General features: G+C 70.8%; 12 protein-coding genes and 5 tRNA genes. 6 read left to right on the top strand and 11 right to left on the bottom strand.

Translation table 11 applies throughout. The annotated features are described in order from the left end of the window. Window positions 1-27 precede the first annotated feature (27 nt). A complete protein-coding gene (locus Sco07f_RS37510) occupies window positions 28-603 on the bottom strand; it encodes a DUF4188 domain-containing protein (protein WP_007444876.1) in 576 nt (191 codons plus the stop codon). 81 nt (window positions 604-684) lie between these two features. On the opposite strand from Sco07f_RS37510, the gene Sco07f_RS37505 reads away from it, so the two are divergent. Next, window positions 685-1,329, top strand: a complete 645-nt coding sequence (locus tag Sco07f_RS37505; RefSeq protein ID WP_007444864.1) for a MerR family transcriptional regulator — start codon at window positions 685-687, stop codon at window positions 1,327-1,329. Window positions 1,330-1,391: 62 nt separating this feature from the next. On the opposite strand, the gene Sco07f_RS37500 is transcribed toward Sco07f_RS37505, so the two are convergent. The 10 genes from Sco07f_RS37500 to Sco07f_RS37455 all read right to left on the bottom strand — a co-directional run bounded on the left by Sco07f_RS37500 (window position 1,392) and on the right by Sco07f_RS37455 (window position 5,843). Then, window positions 1,392-1,464 (bottom strand) — tRNA-Glu (locus tag Sco07f_RS37500). Window positions 1,465-1,508: 44 nt separating this feature from the next. Next, a tRNA-Gln gene (locus Sco07f_RS37495) sits at window positions 1,509-1,580 on the bottom strand. Window positions 1,581-1,600: 20 nt separating this feature from the next. Then, a tRNA-Glu gene (locus Sco07f_RS37490) sits at window positions 1,601-1,673 on the bottom strand. Between the two features lie 62 nt (window positions 1,674-1,735). Continuing rightward, window positions 1,736-1,808, bottom strand: a tRNA-Glu gene (locus Sco07f_RS37485). A gap of 39 nt (window positions 1,809-1,847) precedes the next feature. Next, window positions 1,848-1,919, bottom strand: a tRNA-Gln gene (locus Sco07f_RS37480). Between the two features lie 92 nt (window positions 1,920-2,011). Continuing rightward, the gene (locus Sco07f_RS37475; RefSeq protein WP_007444875.1) at window positions 2,012-2,746 is read right to left on the bottom strand and encodes an HAD family hydrolase; all 735 of its coding nucleotides are present in this window, start codon (window positions 2,744-2,746) and stop codon (window positions 2,012-2,014) included. 39 nt (window positions 2,747-2,785) lie between these two features. Further along, window positions 2,786-3,181 (bottom strand): RidA family protein, encoded by a 396-nt coding sequence (locus Sco07f_RS37470; RefSeq protein ID WP_007444874.1) that lies wholly within the window; start codon window positions 3,179-3,181, stop codon window positions 2,786-2,788. Between the two features lie 109 nt (window positions 3,182-3,290). Beyond that, window positions 3,291-4,775 (bottom strand): glutamate--tRNA ligase, encoded by a 1,485-nt coding sequence (gene gltX / locus Sco07f_RS37465; protein ID WP_087789439.1) that lies wholly within the window; start codon window positions 4,773-4,775, stop codon window positions 3,291-3,293. Then, window positions 4,768-5,553: a fumarylacetoacetate hydrolase family protein gene (locus tag Sco07f_RS37460; protein ID WP_054100817.1), complete on the bottom strand. Its 786-nt coding sequence runs from the start codon at window positions 5,551-5,553 to the stop codon at window positions 4,768-4,770. The genes gltX and Sco07f_RS37460 overlap by 8 nt, the downstream gene beginning before the upstream one ends. Before the next feature lie 101 nt (window positions 5,554-5,654). Continuing rightward, the gene (locus Sco07f_RS37455; RefSeq protein ID WP_167468331.1) at window positions 5,655-5,843 is read right to left on the bottom strand and encodes a hypothetical protein; all 189 of its coding nucleotides are present in this window, start codon (window positions 5,841-5,843) and stop codon (window positions 5,655-5,657) included. 602 nt (window positions 5,844-6,445) lie between these two features. On the opposite strand from Sco07f_RS37455, the gene Sco07f_RS37450 reads away from it, so the two are divergent. The 5 genes from Sco07f_RS37450 (at window position 6,446) to Sco07f_RS37430 (ending at window position 15,484) form a co-directional block, all read left to right on the top strand. Next, on the top strand, window positions 6,446-10,351 hold the full coding sequence (locus Sco07f_RS37450; RefSeq protein ID WP_108990535.1) for a nitrate- and nitrite sensing domain-containing protein: 3,906 nt from the start codon (window positions 6,446-6,448) through the stop codon (window positions 10,349-10,351). Window positions 10,352-10,360: 9 nt separating this feature from the next. After that, window positions 10,361-10,774, top strand: coding sequence for a roadblock/LC7 domain-containing protein (locus Sco07f_RS37445; protein ID WP_003973453.1), 414 nt, complete (start codon window positions 10,361-10,363; stop codon window positions 10,772-10,774). A 111-nt stretch (window positions 10,775-10,885) separates the two neighbouring features. Further along, window positions 10,886-11,284 (top strand): DUF742 domain-containing protein, encoded by a 399-nt coding sequence (locus Sco07f_RS37440; protein ID WP_007387727.1) that lies wholly within the window; start codon window positions 10,886-10,888, stop codon window positions 11,282-11,284. Then, complete coding sequence (locus tag Sco07f_RS37435; protein ID WP_003973455.1) at window positions 11,265-11,840, top strand: GTP-binding protein; 576 nt, start codon at window positions 11,265-11,267, stop codon at window positions 11,838-11,840. The genes Sco07f_RS37440 and Sco07f_RS37435 overlap by 20 nt, the downstream gene beginning before the upstream one ends. 401 nt (window positions 11,841-12,241) lie before the next feature. After that, window positions 12,242-15,484 carry a nitrate- and nitrite sensing domain-containing protein gene (locus Sco07f_RS37430; RefSeq protein ID WP_108990534.1) on the top strand — a complete coding sequence of 1,081 codons (3,243 nt, stop codon included), beginning with the start codon at window positions 12,242-12,244 and terminating at the stop codon, window positions 15,482-15,484.

Here is a 15,484-nt window from a genome sequence, read left to right as displayed (position 1 = left end):
AACGCCGCGGCGGGCCCGGCGCCGTTCTCAGACCCCGTCCGCGGCCTTCTCCGGGGCGACGACCCGCTTCTCCGCCCTTCTCCCGGCGGCTTTCTCGGCGGTCTTCTCCGACCGGTACGCGAAGCGGTCCCGTGCACGCTTGCCGCGCCGCTCGAGCGGCACCTGTCCGTGCGCCGCCGCGAGCCCGAACGCGGGCATGTCGGCGTAGATCGACTCGTACGATCCCTCGGGCACGACGTACGCCTCGTGCCACAGGCCCACGTGACCGCGCACCTGCCCCTTGCGCTCCTTGCGGTTGATGATCGCCCAGGCCCGGTGGTGGAACGTGTCGGGCGAGTGGGCGTACTTGTAGAGCTTCTCCTTGGACTCCCAGTACTGGACGACGTAGTACGTCCGCGGCGAGGCCGTCAGCAGGACGTGGTTCAGGAGCCCGCGCTCCGGGTCCTTGGCCAGCTCGCGGAGCATGCGCGGCATGGCGAGGAAGACCGGCAGCCAGTGGTGCACGGCCCAGAAGTGGTTGATCCGCATGCCGATGAGCAGGACGGTCACGTCCCCCTCGGCGGCGGCGGTGGTGCGGGTCGCGGTCGCGTTCTTGCCCGGCATGACGCCTCCCCCTGTTGGCGAGCAGCACTGTCCAAGTGATGCTGCTTAGATAGTGGCGCTATCCGAGGAAGGGTGCAAGGGATGCGACTGGCCGACCTGAGCAAGCGCAGCGGGGTGTCCACGGCGACGATCAAGTACTACCTGCGGGAGGGGCTGTTGCCCCCGGGCCGGCAGATCAACGCGACCACCGCCGAGTACGACGACGGTCATCTGCGCCGGCTGCGGCTGGTGCGGGCGCTGATCCAGGTCGGCAAGGTGCCGGTGGCGACGGCCCGGGAGGTACTGGGGCACGTCGACGACGAGTCGCTGGGCCGCACCATCCGGCTGGGGGCGGCCCTGTGGGCGCTGCCGCAGGACGCCGAGCCGGACGAGGCGGACCCGGCGGTGACCGCCGCGCGGACCGAGGTGGACCGGCTCCTCGAACTGCTGGGCTGGGAGACCTCCCGGGAGTTGGCGCCGCTCTCCCCCGTGCACCGCTCCCTGGTGGTGGCGGTGGCCGCGCTGCGCCGCCTCGACTATCCGTGGGACGCGGAACTGATGGCGCCCTACGGCGAGTTGATGATGCAGGTCGCCCGGCGGGACCTGGACTTCATGGAGACCCACGCCTCGGAGGCGGAGAAGGTCGAAATGGCGGTCGCGGCGGCGGTGCTCTTCCAGCCGGTGCTGCGGGCCCTGCACCGGCTGGCGCAGGAGGAGGAGTCGGCGCGGCGGTACGGCATCGAGTAGGCGTCGCGGGAACGCCGAAGGGGGGCTCCCGCCTCGGCGGAAGCCCCCCTTCGGACTTCGAGTACCCCCGACCGGATTCGAACCGGCGCTACCGCCTTGAGAGGGCGGCGTGCTAGGCCGCTACACAACGGGGGCGTGGATCTTGCAGGCGTTTCATACTGCATCGCCGCAGATCCGAGCTGGTCTACCAGGACTCGAACCTAGACTAACTGAACCAGAATCAGTCGTGCTGCCAATTACACCATAGACCAATGTGGTTTAGACCAGTTCGTACCCCCGACCGGATTCGAACCGGCGCTACCGCCTTGAGAGGGCGGCGTGCTAGGCCGCTACACAACGGGGGCCCTAGCGATCCTGCATCGACAACAGTGGGAGCGACCCGAGCTGTCCTCGCGGGAAGGATCTGTACCCCCGACCGGATTCGAACCGGCGCTACCGCCTTGAGAGGGCGGCGTGCTAGGCCGCTACACAACGGGGGCCTTGCGGATGTGCTCCGCGGCGCAGATAAGCTCTGCGAGCTGGCCTACCAGGACTCGAACCTAGACTAACTGAACCAGAATCAGTCGTGCTGCCAATTACACCATAGGCCACTGGAACGCAAGCCCCGGAGGGTTCTTGTTCTAGCGTTGCGCTTCCGGTTTTCCGGCCCTTCGGCCCGCTCTCCGGCGGCGCAGGAAGAACATTACCTGAAGGTGGACGGGGCTCCAAAACGGGTATCGGCGCCGAGGAGCGCGGGAAGTTCGGAGAGCGAGGCGATACGGCGCGGTCCGGCCGGCGGGTCGACGGTCGCGTAGACGCCGCCCCGGTCGATCCACACGGAGAGCAGCCCGGCGTCGGCGGCGCCGCGTCCGTCGATCTCCGGGTGGTCGCCGACGTAGGCGACCTCGGCGGGGGCGAGGCCGAGGGCGTCGCAGGCCGCGAGGAAGGCACCGGCCTCCGGCTTGGAGACGCCCAGCTCGGCGGCGCACAGGATGGCCTCGAAGCGGTCGTGCACGCCGAGGACGCGCAGCTTGCGGTCCTGGACGGTGAGGCTGGAGTTGGAGAGCACGGCGTGCCGGTGGCTGTCGGCCAGGGCGTCCAGGACCGGCATCACGTCCGGGAAGAGGGACCATGCGGCCTCGTAGTGGGTGACGTACCGCTGGAACCAGTCGTCGGCCTCGGCGTCCGTCAGCTCGGGCCGGCCCAGGAAGACCCGGGTGCGGTCGCGCCGCTGTGTGACGAAGTCCACCTCGCCCGCGGAGAAGCGCGCCCACTGCTGGTCGGTGATCTCCCGCCAGCGCACGAGGGCCTCGTCGGCCGACCCGTACCCGGCGAGGAGCCCCTCGGCGACCAGGTGGGCGTGCATGCCCTCGCGGTCGGCGGTGGTGTAGTCGAAGAGGGTGTCGTCGACGTCCCAGACCACGGCTTTGATCGGCATGGGACCCAGCGTAGGCGCACGGGGCGGCCGTGGCTCCGTCTACTGCGCGGCGAGACCCTCGATCTCGACCAGCATCCGCGGGTCGGACAGGGCCCGGACCTCGGCCAGCAGGCTGGCGGGGCGGCAGTCGGCGGCGGCCAGCTCGTCCAGTACGGCGTCGTAGTGGGCCGTCACGGCCTCGATGTCGACGGTGAGGATCCTGATCTGGACGAGATCGCTCAGGGTGAAGCCGGCCTTCTCCAGGGTCTCCCCCATGCGCCGGAAGGTCAGCCGGAGCTGGCCGCGGACGTCGCCCACGGCGGCGATGCCGCCCTCGTCGTCGCGCGCCTCGTGACCGGCGACCACGAGCCAGCGCCGGGGCTGTTCGACGAGTACGGCGCGGTTGTAGGCGAGCCGGTCTCCGAAGAAGCGTGGGTCGATGTCCTCGCGGCGCATGCCGTCAGTCTGCGGGCGCCGGGTCGACGACGCCGGTCGAGGGACCCGGGCGGGGTAACGGGAAAGGGCGGCGCCCCGTGCGGACGCCGCCCTTCACACGTGCTGCCGGTTACGCGGTGAGCCGCGCCAGCGCCGCGTCGATCCTGGCCAGTGCCTTCTCCTTGCCCAGGACCTCCAGGGACTCGAAGAGGGGCAGGCCGACGGTGCGGCCGGTGACGGCGACGCGGACGGGGGCCTGGGCCTTGCCGAGCTTGAGGCCGTGGGCCTCGCCGGCCGCCAGGACGGCCTCCTTGAGGGCCTCCGGGGACGTCCAGTCGGCCGCGTCGAGCTTCTCGCGGGCCGTGGTCAGGAGGGCGTCCGAGCCCTCCTTCATCGCCTTCGTCCAGCTCGCCTCGTCGGAGACCGGCTCCGGCAGGAACAGGAAGTCGACGTTGTCGGTGATCTCGGAGAGGACCTTCAGGCGGGTCTGGGCGTGCGGCGCGATCGCCTGCCACTTGGCCTCGTCGAAGTCCTCCGGCGCCCAGGGGGCGACGGGGGCCTTCAGCCAGGGGCGGCAGCGCTCGGTGAAGTCCTTGGTCTCCAGCAGGCGGATGTGGTCGGCGTTGATCGCCTCGCACTTCTTCAGGTCGAAGCGCGCCGGGTTGGGCTGGACGTCGGAGACGTCGAAGGCCGCGACCATCTCCTCGATCGTGAAGATGTCCTGGTCGGCGGAGAGGGACCAGCCGAGGAGGGAGAGGTAGTTGAGCAGGCCCTCGGGGAGGAAGCCGCGCTCGCGGTAGAGGTTGAGGCTCGACTGCGGGTCGCGCTTGGAGAGCTTCTTGTTGCCCTCGCCCATGACGTAGGGCAGGTGGCCGAAGGCGGGGATCTCCTTGGCGACGCCCAACTCGATCAGCGCCTTGTACAGGGCGATCTGGCGCGGGGTGGAGGAGAGCAGGTCCTCGCCGCGCAGGACGTGGGTGATCTCCATCAGGGCGTCGTCGACCGGGTTGACCAGCGTGTAGAGCGGGGCGCCGTTGGCGCGGACGATGCCGTAGTCCGGGACGTTCTCGGGGAGATAGGTGATCTCGCCGCGGACCAGGTCCGTGAACGTGAGCGCCTCGTCGGGCATCCGGAAGCGGACGATGGGCTCGCGGCCCTGCGCCACGTACTCCTCGACCTGGGCGGCACTCAGGTCGCGGCAGTGGCCGTCGTAGCCGGAGGGCTTGCCGGCGGCGCGGGCGGCCTCACGCCGGGTGTCCAGCTCCTCCTGGGAGCAGTAGCAGCGGTAGGCGTGGCCGGCGTCCAGGAGCTTCTGGGCGACGTCCTTGTAGAGGTCCATGCGCTGCGACTGGCGGTACGGCGCGTGCGGGCCGCCGACCTCGGGGCCCTCGTCCCAGTCGAAGCCCAGCCAGCGCATCGAGTCCAGGAGCTGGTTGTACGACTCCTCGGAGTCGCGGGCCGCGTCGGTGTCCTCGATGCGGAAGACCAGCGTGCCCTGGTGGTGGCGCGCGAAGGCCCAGTTGAACAGGGCGGTGCGGACCAGGCCCACGTGGGGGTTGCCGGTGGGGGACGGACAGAAACGGACGCGTACGGGGGAGCCGGATGCGCTAGCCACGCTTGACAACCTTGTTGGTGAGAGTGCCGATGCCTTCGATGGTGACGGCGACCTCGTCGCCGACGTTGAGGGGGCCGACGCCGGCCGGGGTGCCCGTGAGGATCACGTCACCGGGGAGCAGCGTCATCGCCTCGGAGATGTTGACGATCAGATCCTCGATGGAGTGGATCATCTCGCTGGTGCGGCCGAGCTGGCGCTGGCCGCCGTTGACCGTGAGCTGGACGGTCAGGTCGCTCGCGGCCGCGATGTCGAGGTCCGTCTCCACCCAGGGGCCCAGCGGGCAGGAGGAGTCGAAGCCCTTGGCCCTGGCCCACTGCTTCTCGCGGCGCTGGACGTCGCGGGCGGTGACGTCGTTGGCGCAGGTGTAGCCGAAGATCACGTCCTGGACGCGCTCGCGCGGGACCTCGCGGCACATGCGGCCGATGACGACGGCCAGTTCGGCCTCGTGGTGCAGTTCCTCGGTGAAGGAGGGGTACTGGATGGCGTCGCCGGGGCCGATCACGGAGGTGGACGGCTTGAAGAAGGCGAACGGGGCGTCGGGCACCTCGTTGCCGAGCTCGCGGGCGTGCTCGGCGTAGTTGCGGCCGAAGGCGACGACCTTGTTGGGGAGTACCGGCGGCAGGAGCCGCACCTTGCTCAGGGGCACCTTGGTGCCGGAGAGCTCGTAGTCCGCGAACGGGATGCCCTTGATGATGTCGAGGACGAGCTGGTCCGGCTGGTCGCCCTCGACCGCGCCGAAGGCGACGTTCCCGTCGATGGAGAACCTGGCGATGCGCACGGGTTGCTTGGCCCCTTGACTGAGCTGGCTGGAGTCTGACGCTCCAGGCTAACGCGGCAAGAGGCCCCTGGCCGCTGAACGGTCGGCGGCCCGGTGTCGTACTACTCTGCGACCGTCGCCGCGGCCGGGGCCACCATGAGGATGGTGCGGCGGGGGTTGGCGGTCTGGGTGGGGAGCTCGACGGCGTGCTCCGGCTGCTCCGGCGTCTGCAGGTCGTCGGCGTCCTTGAGGTGCGCCAGCGTCGTGCGTCGCGGGTTGGCGATCTTGTGGAACATCGTCGTCGTCTTCACGGTTGTACGCGGCCCTGTCGTGTTCGGGCGCCCGAGAGGCGTGGATAGCCCCTGCGAGGGCGCGGGTTGTCGGTTTTGCCTTCTCTGTAAAGCGTCAGGCTAAACATGCGATTCCCCGCCAGCCGCGGGGGAGTCCAGGATCCGGGTGTGAGTTTCCTCACTTATCAAGGGTCAAACCGGTCAATTGCGACGCCGGGGTCACTACGACTAAAGCGACATTGCACACCTGAAGCCCTCATTCCGCTGCTGATCATGGCGACTGGGACACCCTCCCCACCTCGACGACTCGCGCACATACGTCCGGTTTGCGGGTGATCATCTTCTACGTCTGGTGACTCGGCCCTCACGTGCTGTCACGTATCTCACGGGCTGCCCCACGGGCCTTGTTGGAGATCCTGCACTGTGCTGGAATTCCACGGACCGCTGCGGGATCGAGCCGGCGCACAGGGGGCGCACACCAGCGCCGAGCGGCGGCGAGAAGGGGGAACCAGCGCCGGTCACTCACGACCAACACAGGGGCGTATTCAGGGCGCCCCGATGACGCCGACACCGTGTCCGTCCGTTCACGCGGAGGGACGCCTGGTCCAGAGGTTGCGACGCTAGTGCAGGGACGTTTCAAGAGGGATGGCAGCGCTTCGGCGGAGCCGGAGCCGCAGGGCGGGACTGGCCCCAAGGCCGTCAGCTCCTCGCCCCAGCACGCCCAGAACCCGGGCCAGACCCAGTCCGGCGACAACGGGGAGCGCGCCGGTCAGGCCGCGGACTCCGCCGCACCCGGCAAGCAGCAGCCCGCGAAGCCGGCCAAGGGCTCGACCGGCCCCGGCCCGCGAATAGCCCTGCGCAACTGGCGGATCTCCACCCGCCTGGTCTCGCTGCTGGCGCTTCCGGTGGTCGCGGCGACCTCGCTGGGCGCGTTGCGCATCAACCAGTCGATGGACGACATCCAGCAGCTCGAGAACATGAAGCTGCTGACCGAGATGACCAAGCAGGCCACCGAGCTGGCCGCCGCGCTCCAGGAGGAGCGGGACCAGTCCGCCGGTCCCCTGGCCCACGGCTCGAAGTCGAGCGCGATCTCCGTCAAGGGCGACCGCGAGCAGACCGACCGGGCGCTGAAGAACTTCCTCGACAAGTCGGAGCAGATCGACGCGGCGAGCAAGGACGGCAAGCTGGTCGGCGTCCGCGACAGCCTCGTCGGCATCGCCAGCGACCTGAACGACCTGACCAAGATCCGCAGCACGGCGTACACGGCGAAGGACAACTCGACCCAGACGGTCGAGTCCTACCACCGCCTGATCACCCACCTGCTCGACCTCTCGCAGGACATGGCGGAGGCGACCAGCAACCCCGACATGATCCAGCGCACGCGCGCCCTGTCGGCGTTCTCCTCGGCCAAGGAGTACGCGTCCATCCAGCGCGCGGTCCTCGCCGCGGCGCTTCCCGCGAACAACACGGCCAAGGGCAAGCTCGCCGAGAACGACCGGCTCTACGCCCAGTCCGCGCTCCAGAGCCAGACCTCCGAGATCCGCAGCTTCACCAGCATCTACGGCGACGGCGCCGAGGACCTGCTCAAGCCGATCACCGAGGGCAACCCGGTCATCGAGGCGTCCGACCAGTACGCGGGCCGCGCCCTCGGCAAGGAACACGGCCTGGAGAGCCTGAAGTCCCGGTCCTACCAGGACTGGCTGGACGACAGCTCCACCAAGATCCAGCAGATGAAGAACATCGAGCTGAAGCTGCTGGAGGACATGGAGCAGCAGGCCCGTGAGCTGCGCAACGAGTCCGAGCAAGAGGCCATCATCTCCGGTGTCCTCATCCTGCTCGTGCTCGGCGTCTCGCTGGTCGGCGCGTTCGTCGTGGCGCGGTCCATGATCCGCTCGCTGCGCCGCCTGGAGGACACCGCGACCAAGGTCGCCCAGGACCGGCTGCCCGAGCTGGTCAAGCAGCTCTCCGAGACCGACCCGCAGGACGTCGACACCTCGGTGGAGTCGGTCGGCGTGCACTCCCGGGACGAGATCGGCCGCGTGGCCGCGGCCTTCGACGACGTGCACCGCGAGGCGGTCCGCCTCGCCGCCGAGCAGGCCCTGCTGCGGGGCAACGTCAACGCGATGTTCACCAACCTCTCGCGCCGCTCCCAGGGCCTCATCCAGCGTCAGCTCTCGCTCATCTCCGAACTGGAGTCCCGCGAGGCCGACCCGGACCAGCTGTCCTCGCTCTTCAAGCTCGACCACCTCGCGACGCGCATGCGCCGTAACGGTGAGAACCTCCTCGTCCTCGCCGGTGAGGAGCCCGGCCGCCGGTGGACCCGCCCGGTCCCGCTGGTCGACGTGCTCCGTGCCGCCGCCTCCGAGGTGGAGCAGTACGAGCGCATCGAGCTGGCCTCCGTGCCGAGCACCGAGGTCGCCGGCCGCGTGGTCAACGACCTCGTGCACCTGCTCGCCGAGCTGCTGGAGAACGCGACCTCGTTCTCCTCGCCGCAGACCAAGGTCAAGGTCACCGGTCACGCGCTGCCCGACGGGCGGGTGCTGATCGAGATCCACGACACCGGTATCGGCCTCTCGCCGGAGGACCTCGCCGCGATCAACGAGCGGCTCGCCTCGCCGCCCACCGTGGACGTCTCCGTCTCCCGCCGCATGGGTCTGTTCGTGGTCGGCCGCCTCTCGCAGCGCCACGGCATCCGGATCCAGCTGCGCCCGTCCGACTCCGGCGGTACGACCGCGCTGGTCATGCTGCCCGTCGACGTCGCCCAGGGCGGCCGCAAGCCGCAGCCCAAGCCCGGCCAGCCCGGCGCGGGCAACGGCGGTCCGGTCGCCGCGCAGGCGTCCGCCGGTGTCGCCGCGGCCCGCCGCGGCGGCCAGGGTGGCGGTGCCCTCGGGGGCGGCGGTGCCTTCGGCGGCGGTGGCGGTGCCCTCGGCGCGGGTGCTCCGGGCGGCCGGCTCGGTGCCGGTCAGGGGCCGCGGGCCGCACTGCCCGGGCGCGACGCGGGCGGCCGCCCGGGTGCGCCGGGCGGACCGCGCGGGCCCCAGTCCCCGGCGGGTCCGGGCCAGCAGAACCGCCCGGCCCCGGCCGGTGCGGGCGCCGGTGCCGGTCAGGCGCCCGGTGCTCCGCAGGGCCTCCAGGCCGCGGGCATGAACGCACCGCAGGGCAACACGCCGGCGAACAACGCCGCGCCGGGCCAGGACATGTTCGGCGGCACCCGCACTCCCGCCGCGCCCCCGCAGCGGGGCAAGCGCGGTGGCAACGGCGATGCCGAGCAGGGCCGCCGTCCGCAGCTGCCGCCGCGCGGCGGTCCGCGGGCCGAGCTGCCCGGCGGCAACCCGCAGCCCCGCGTGCCCAGCTGGAGCGACGAGAACGCGCAGCCGCCCGTGCCGCGCGCCTCGCTGGACGCCCCGCGCGGCCACGACGAGCCGGACAGCTCACGTACCGACCGGACGCCGCGCCTCGACGAGCGGCAGGGTCCGGGCTCGACCGCGGAGATGCCCGCGGTGCCCCGCTTCGGTGAGCCCCAGTCGCCCGCCGCCACGGCCGAGTTCGCCCGCCCCGACTTCGACGCCCCGGCGCCGCGACGGGACGAGCCGCAGGACACGGGCCAGTTCGCCCAGCCCGGCGGAAACCAGTACGACGGTCGCGACGCGTACCAGGACCAGTTCGGGCAGGGCCAGTACGGCCAGGGTCAGTACGGCCAGGACGCCCCGCACAACGACCAGTTCGCGCGGCCCGAGCCGGCCGCCCCGCAGCAGGGCGGCGGAGCCTTCGTCCGCTCGGACGTCTTCGGCGGGCAGCCCGCCCCGGGCAACCAGGCCCCGGCGGACCCGTTCGCCGGCGCCCAGGGCTACGACAACGGCTCGACCGGACAGCACGACCTGCCGGGCCGTCAGAACCCGGCGGTCAACGGGCAGTTCGAGCGGCCCCAGGCGGGTGGCACGCAGGGCGGGAACGACTTCGGCGCCCCGCGTCCGCCGGCCCCGCAGCGTCCGGCGCAGCCGGAGCCCGCGGGCCAGAACGGCAACGGGACTCCCCCGCAGCGGCCCGGAGACGGCTGGGCCCTGCCCCCGGCCTCCGGTCCCGGTGACGGACGTACGCCGCTGTACGACACGCTGGAGACCAACTGGTTCCACGGGGACCACGAGGCGAGGGCGCCGCAGGCCGCCCCGGCCGCGTCCCCGGAGCCGCAGGCCGCCCAGCCCCAGACCCCGGCGGCCCCCCAGCGGCCCGCCACCTCGGCCTGGCGCAGCTCGCCGAACGACGACCTCGTCCGGCAGGCGGAGCGCGTGCGGCAGCCGGCCGCGGGCGGAGTCACCACCTCCGGCCTTCCGCGCCGGGTCCCCCGGGCCAACCTCGTCCCGGGCACGGCTCAGCAGCAGTCGCACCAGAGCGGTCCTGCGGTGTCGCGTGCGCCCGACGACGTGCGCGGCCGGCTGACCAATCTCCGTCGGGGAATCGCACAGGGCCGTCAGGCCGGTACCAACCAGACCGGCAGCTACCCGCGGCCCACTCACCAGCAGGAGCGTTAGTTGAGCCCGATGAGCCAGGCGGCACAGAACCTCAACTGGTTGATCACGAATTTCGTGGACAACACCCCAGGGGTGTCCCACACCGTCGTCGTGTCCGCCGACGGACTTCTCCTGGCGATGTCGGAGGGCTTCCCTCGCGACCGCGCCGACCAGCTCGCGGCCGTCGCCTCGGGGCTGACCTCGCTGACCGCCGGGGCGTCCCGGATCTTCGAGGGCGGCAATGTGGCGCAGACGGTCGTGGAGATGGAGCGGGGATTCCTCTTCCTCATGTCCGTCTCGGACGGCTCGTCCCTGGCCGTCCTCGCGCACCCGGAGTGCGACATCGGCCTCGTCGGCTACGAGATGGCGCTCCTGGTCGACCGTGCGGGCGCGGTCCTCACACCCGACCTGCGCGCCGAACTACAAGGAAGTCTGCTCCACTGATCGGCCCCGGCACCACCCGTGTTACCAAATCACCGTCCGGCCGCCACAATCCCCCCACCGGCCTCGTCAGACGGCTTGACTGACCGACTTGCTGTCCCGCCCGGAGGATTCATGACCCCGCCCACCGCCTCTCATGATCCGTACGCGGAGCCGTACGAGGACGAGGGCGACCAGCCGCTGGTCCGTCCCTACGCGATGACCGGTGGCCGGACCAGGCCGCGCTACCAGCTCGCCATCGAGGCGCTGATCAGTACGACGGCCGACCCGGCAGCGCTCATGGGGCTGCTCCCCGAGCACCAGCGGATCTGCCACTTGTGCCGCGAGGTGAAATCGGTGGCCGAGGTGTCGGCCCTGCTGGCGATGCCGCTCGGTGTGGCGCGGATCCTGGTCGCGGACCTCGCGGAGGCCGGGATGGTCGCGGTCCACCAGCCTGGCGGAGACGAGAACAACGGCGGTGCGCCGGACGTGACACTGCTCGAAAGGGTGCTCAGTGGACTTCGAAAGCTCTGACGGAGGGCGGGCGACCACCTCCGCGAAGATCGTGGTGGCCGGCGGCTTCGGCGTCGGCAAGACCACGTTCGTGGGCGCCGTCTCCGAGATCAACCCCCTGCGCACCGAGGCCGTGATGACCTCGGCCAGCGCCGGGATCGACGACCTCACGCACGCCGGGGACAAGACGACCACGACGGTCGCCATGGACTTCGGCCGCATCACGCTCGACCAGGACCTGATCCTGTACCTGTTCGGCACGCCCGGCCAGGACCGGTTCTGGTTCATGTGGGACGACCTGGTGCGCGGCGCCATCGGCGCGGTCGTGCTGTGCGACACCCGCCGGCTGGCCGACTGCTTCCCGGCCGTCGACTACTTCGAGAACAGCGGTCTGCCGTTCGTCGTCGCGCTCAACGGCTTCGACGGTCAGCAGCCCTACTCCCCCGACGAGGTCCGCGAGGCGCTTCAGATCGGACCGGACACCCCGATCATCACGACCGACGCCCGGCACCGCGCCGACGCGAAGTCGGCACTCATCACGCTGGTCGAGCACGCGCTGATGGCCCGCCTGCGGTAGATCCGCCGATCGCCGCAGCCAAGTCGGCAGGGGTCTACGGCACTTGTCGTAGACGGTTCGGAGCCGGCTGTGTCCTTTGACACGGTCGGCTCCGCTGTTCATAACGTTTCGGCAGAGGAATCGGGTGGTACCGACACGCGACGCGGTCAGCTGGTCTCGCTGCGCGCACGAACGCCCCGTCTTTTGACGGGCCTCGCTCTTTATGACCGTTTTACGTGGGGCTTACATCACGTGTAACCCCCGCGTTCCACTGTTTGGAAGAGCGCTGGTCGCCGTGCTGGAATGCCAGAACTGCCCAATGGTCAAAGACGTACTCAGCAGTAGCGCGTACTCGATGACGGACGGGTTCTGAGACACAGCGGCACGACACAGGTGCCGACCGCCGAGAGGTTGTTGGTCGAGTGAGGCGAAGCAAGAGCAGTCCCGAGCCATCGGCCCGGGGCAACTTCACCCCGCCGCCGCGCACAGCGGCTCCCGCCCCCGCCCCCGCTGCGGAACCCCAGGCCGAGCCCGCGCCGAGCGGTGGCCGTTTCACACCGCGGAACTGGCGGGTGACCACCCGGCTGAACGCGATCCTGCTCATACCCGTGCTGGTCGGCCTCGTCATGGGCGGCTTCCAGGTGAAGAGCTCGATCGACACCTGGCAGGACGCCGAGGACGCCGAGAGCACCGCGCGTCTGGTGCGTGCCTCCCTCGGCTACGCCAACGCCCTCTACAACGAGCGCGACCTCACCGCCGCCCCGCTGCTCCAGGGCAAGGGCGAGAAGGACGCCACCGTCGTCAAGGCCCGCGAGGCCACCGACGAGGCGGCCGACGCCTTCGACGCGGCGGCCCAGGACATGCCCGCCAAGGCGGGGCTCGAGCGCCGGCTGAAGGTGTTCCGCGAGCAGGAGCCCAAGCTCCAGACGCTGCGTGCGGCCGCGTACACCTCCAAGCTCAAGGGCGTGGAGACCGAGGAGGGCTACACCGGTGTCGCCCACCCCCTGATGGAGTTCGCCAACGAACTCGGTCTGGGCACCGGCAACATCACCTCCTACGGCCGTACCGTCTACGCGATCTCGCTGACCAAGGCGGCGCTCTCCCTGGAGCGCTCCATCGGCATGCACATGCTGGTCAAGCCCGGTCCGGAGCCCGGCCACCTCGCCAGCCAGCGCGTCGCGCTCTCCTCGTACGCCTACCTCGAGCGCATCGCGATCGAGGAGTACATCGGCGGCGGCACCGAGGCGGACGCGCAGAAGCTCGAGGACGCCGAGGCGAAGCTCAAGGAGGACGGCGCGGCCATGGCCAAGGAGGCCAAGGCCAAGGACCCGGACTACGTACCGCCGCCGTCCAACCCGACGACGATGATCTCGGAACTGGCCGGGCTGGAGTCCACCGACACCAGCGCGCGGGCCGACCTGGCCCAGCAGGGCATCACGCCGGAAAACTGGTGGGCGGTCAACACCCTCAAGTTCGACGCGTATCAGAAGATCGAGTCCGACCTCGCGGACAAGGCGGTGTCCGAGGCGTCCACGATCGCCGACGACGCCGAACGCGACGCCTACATCACGGGTGCCGCGGTCGTGATCGCGCTGCTCGCCGCGTTCATCCTGGCCGGCATGGTGGCCCGCGGGATGAGCCGCTCCATGCGCCAGCTGCGCAACGCTGCCTTCGGCATCGCCGAGCAGCGCCTGCCGATGCTGGTCGACCAGCTCTCCCGCACCGACCCCGGCCGGGTCGACACCCGGGTGCAGCCGATCCCGATCACCTCGACCGACGAGATCGGTGAGGTCGCCCGCGCCTTCGACCAGGTGCACCGCGAGGCGGTCCGGCTCGCCGCCGAGCAGGCCCTGCTGCGGGGCAACATCAACGCGATCTTCACCAACCTGTCGCGCCGCAACCAGTCGCTGATCGAGGGCCAGCTGAGCCTGATCACCGACCTGGAGAACAACGAGGCCGACCCCGACCAGCTGGAGAACCTCTTCCGGCTGGACCACCTGGCCACCCGCATGCGCCGCAACGGCGAGAACCTCCTGGTCCTCGCCGGCGAGGAGCCCGGCCGCCGCTGGGACCAGCCGGTGCCGCTGGTCGACGTGCTGCGCGCCGCCTCCTCCGAGGTGGAGCAGTACGAGCGCATCGAGCTGTCCGGCGTGCCGGAGGCCGAGATCCACGGCCGTGCCGTGACCGACCTCGTGCACCTGCTCGCCGAGCTGCTCGAGAACGCCACCACGTTCTCCTCGCCGCAGACCAAGGTCCGCGTCACCGCGACCCGGCTGCCCGACGGCCGTGTGATGGTCGAGATCCACGACAAGGGCATCGGCCTGACCGCCGAGGACTTCGCGGACATCAACCACAAGCTGGCCAACCCGCCGACCGTGGACGCCGCGATCTCGCAGCGCATGGGCCTGTTCGTGGTCGGCCGGCTGTCCGACCGGCACGGCATCCGCGTCCAGCTGCGCCCCTCCGGCGAGCAGGCGGGCACCACCTCGCTGGTCATGCTCCCGGACGCCATCACCCACGGTGGCGGCGGCGAGCAGCAGCAGCGCGACGAGTTCACCGTGTCGCAGATCATCCCGGAGCAGAACTTCCACGGCGAGAACTTCGGCCAGGTGGGCCAGGTCGGCCAGCCCATGCGCACCGCCGCCGAGCTGGGCTTCGACGACAGCCGGTACGCCGAGGTCCCCGACGACATCCGCGAGCTCGACCCGGTCGGCCGCTCGCTGATGCGCGAGGAGCGCCGCGCGGCACTGGAGTCGCAGTCGCACCCCGAGCTGCCGGGTCCGGCGGACGAGGCCGGCGACGCGAACGACGGGGCCACCGGCTTCCAGGACCGGTTCACCGGGCAGCAGCCGGGCTACGACCAGCCTCTCGACGGGTACCAGCAGCAGCCGGACGGCGCGTACCAGGAGTCGCCGAACGGCACCTACCAGGAGCCGGCGAACGGCGGGTACGACCAGCAGTCGGCGTACACCGGCCAGCAGCAGGCCTACCAGGAACCGCAGCAGGCGTCGTACGACGAGCAGTACTACGCGCCGAACGGCGGCCTGCCGGAGAACGGGAACTACTCCCCCTTCGAACAGCGGCGCCACCAGGACGACTGGCCGCAGCAGGACGGATACCAGAACGGATATCCGGACCAGTACTCCGCGAGTGCCCCCCAGGCGCAATCCGCCCAGGCCGCTGACGTGAACGAGGCGGACCGCGTAGGCTTCGACCGTCCGGGGCCGGCCCCCTCCGCCGCCCACGAGCTCACCGACGCCGGTCTTCCCCGCCGCGGATCCACCGCGAGCGGCGCGGGCGATGCGGGGCACGTGGGCCAGGAGACGCCGGCCGCCGCGCCGGGGGCGGGCGGCGAGGACACCTGGCGGTCGGCCAACGACGACCGCTGGCAGCAGGCTTCGGCGCTGCGCAAACCCAAGGCGGGCGGGGTGACCTCCTCGGGGCTGCCGCGCCGGGTGCCCAAGGCCAACCTGGTCGAGGGCGCGGCCGAGACCACCCCCCAGGGAGGCCCCCAGGTCTCCCGCGCTCCGGAGGACGTCCGGGGCAGGCTGAGCAACCTGCGGCGCGGCGTCGAGCGAGGCCGCAGCGCAGGCAGTGAAACGAACGGCCAGGACACAAGGAACGAACACCGTGGTCCTGACAGCACCTACAACCAGGAGCGTTAG

The sequence above is a fragment of the Streptomyces coelicoflavus genome (assembly GCF_003112555.1).
GTDB classification, from domain to species: Bacteria; Actinomycetota; Actinomycetes; order Streptomycetales; family Streptomycetaceae; genus Streptomyces; species Streptomyces coelicoflavus.
Note: the sequence above shows the minus strand (reverse complement) of the source record. Positions and strands in the feature narration are given on the sequence as shown.

Excerpts from the sequence above, each read along its gene's own strand:
- Sco07f_RS37510 (WP_007444876.1), bottom strand. The coding sequence starts at position 603 with ATGCCGGGCAAGAACGCGACCGCGACCCGCACCACCGCCGCCGCCGAG.
- Sco07f_RS37505 (WP_007444864.1), top strand. The coding sequence starts at position 685 with ATGCGACTGGCCGACCTGAGCAAGCGCAGCGGGGTGTCCACGGCGACG.
- Sco07f_RS37475 (WP_007444875.1), bottom strand. The coding sequence starts at position 2,746 with ATGCCGATCAAAGCCGTGGTCTGGGACGTCGACGACACCCTCTTCGAC.
- Sco07f_RS37470 (WP_007444874.1), bottom strand. The coding sequence starts at position 3,181 with ATGCGCCGCGAGGACATCGACCCACGCTTCTTCGGAGACCGGCTCGCC.
- Sco07f_RS37445 (WP_003973453.1), top strand. The coding sequence starts at position 10,361 with ATGAGCCAGGCGGCACAGAACCTCAACTGGTTGATCACGAATTTCGTG.
- Sco07f_RS37440 (WP_007387727.1), top strand. The coding sequence starts at position 10,886 with ATGACCCCGCCCACCGCCTCTCATGATCCGTACGCGGAGCCGTACGAG.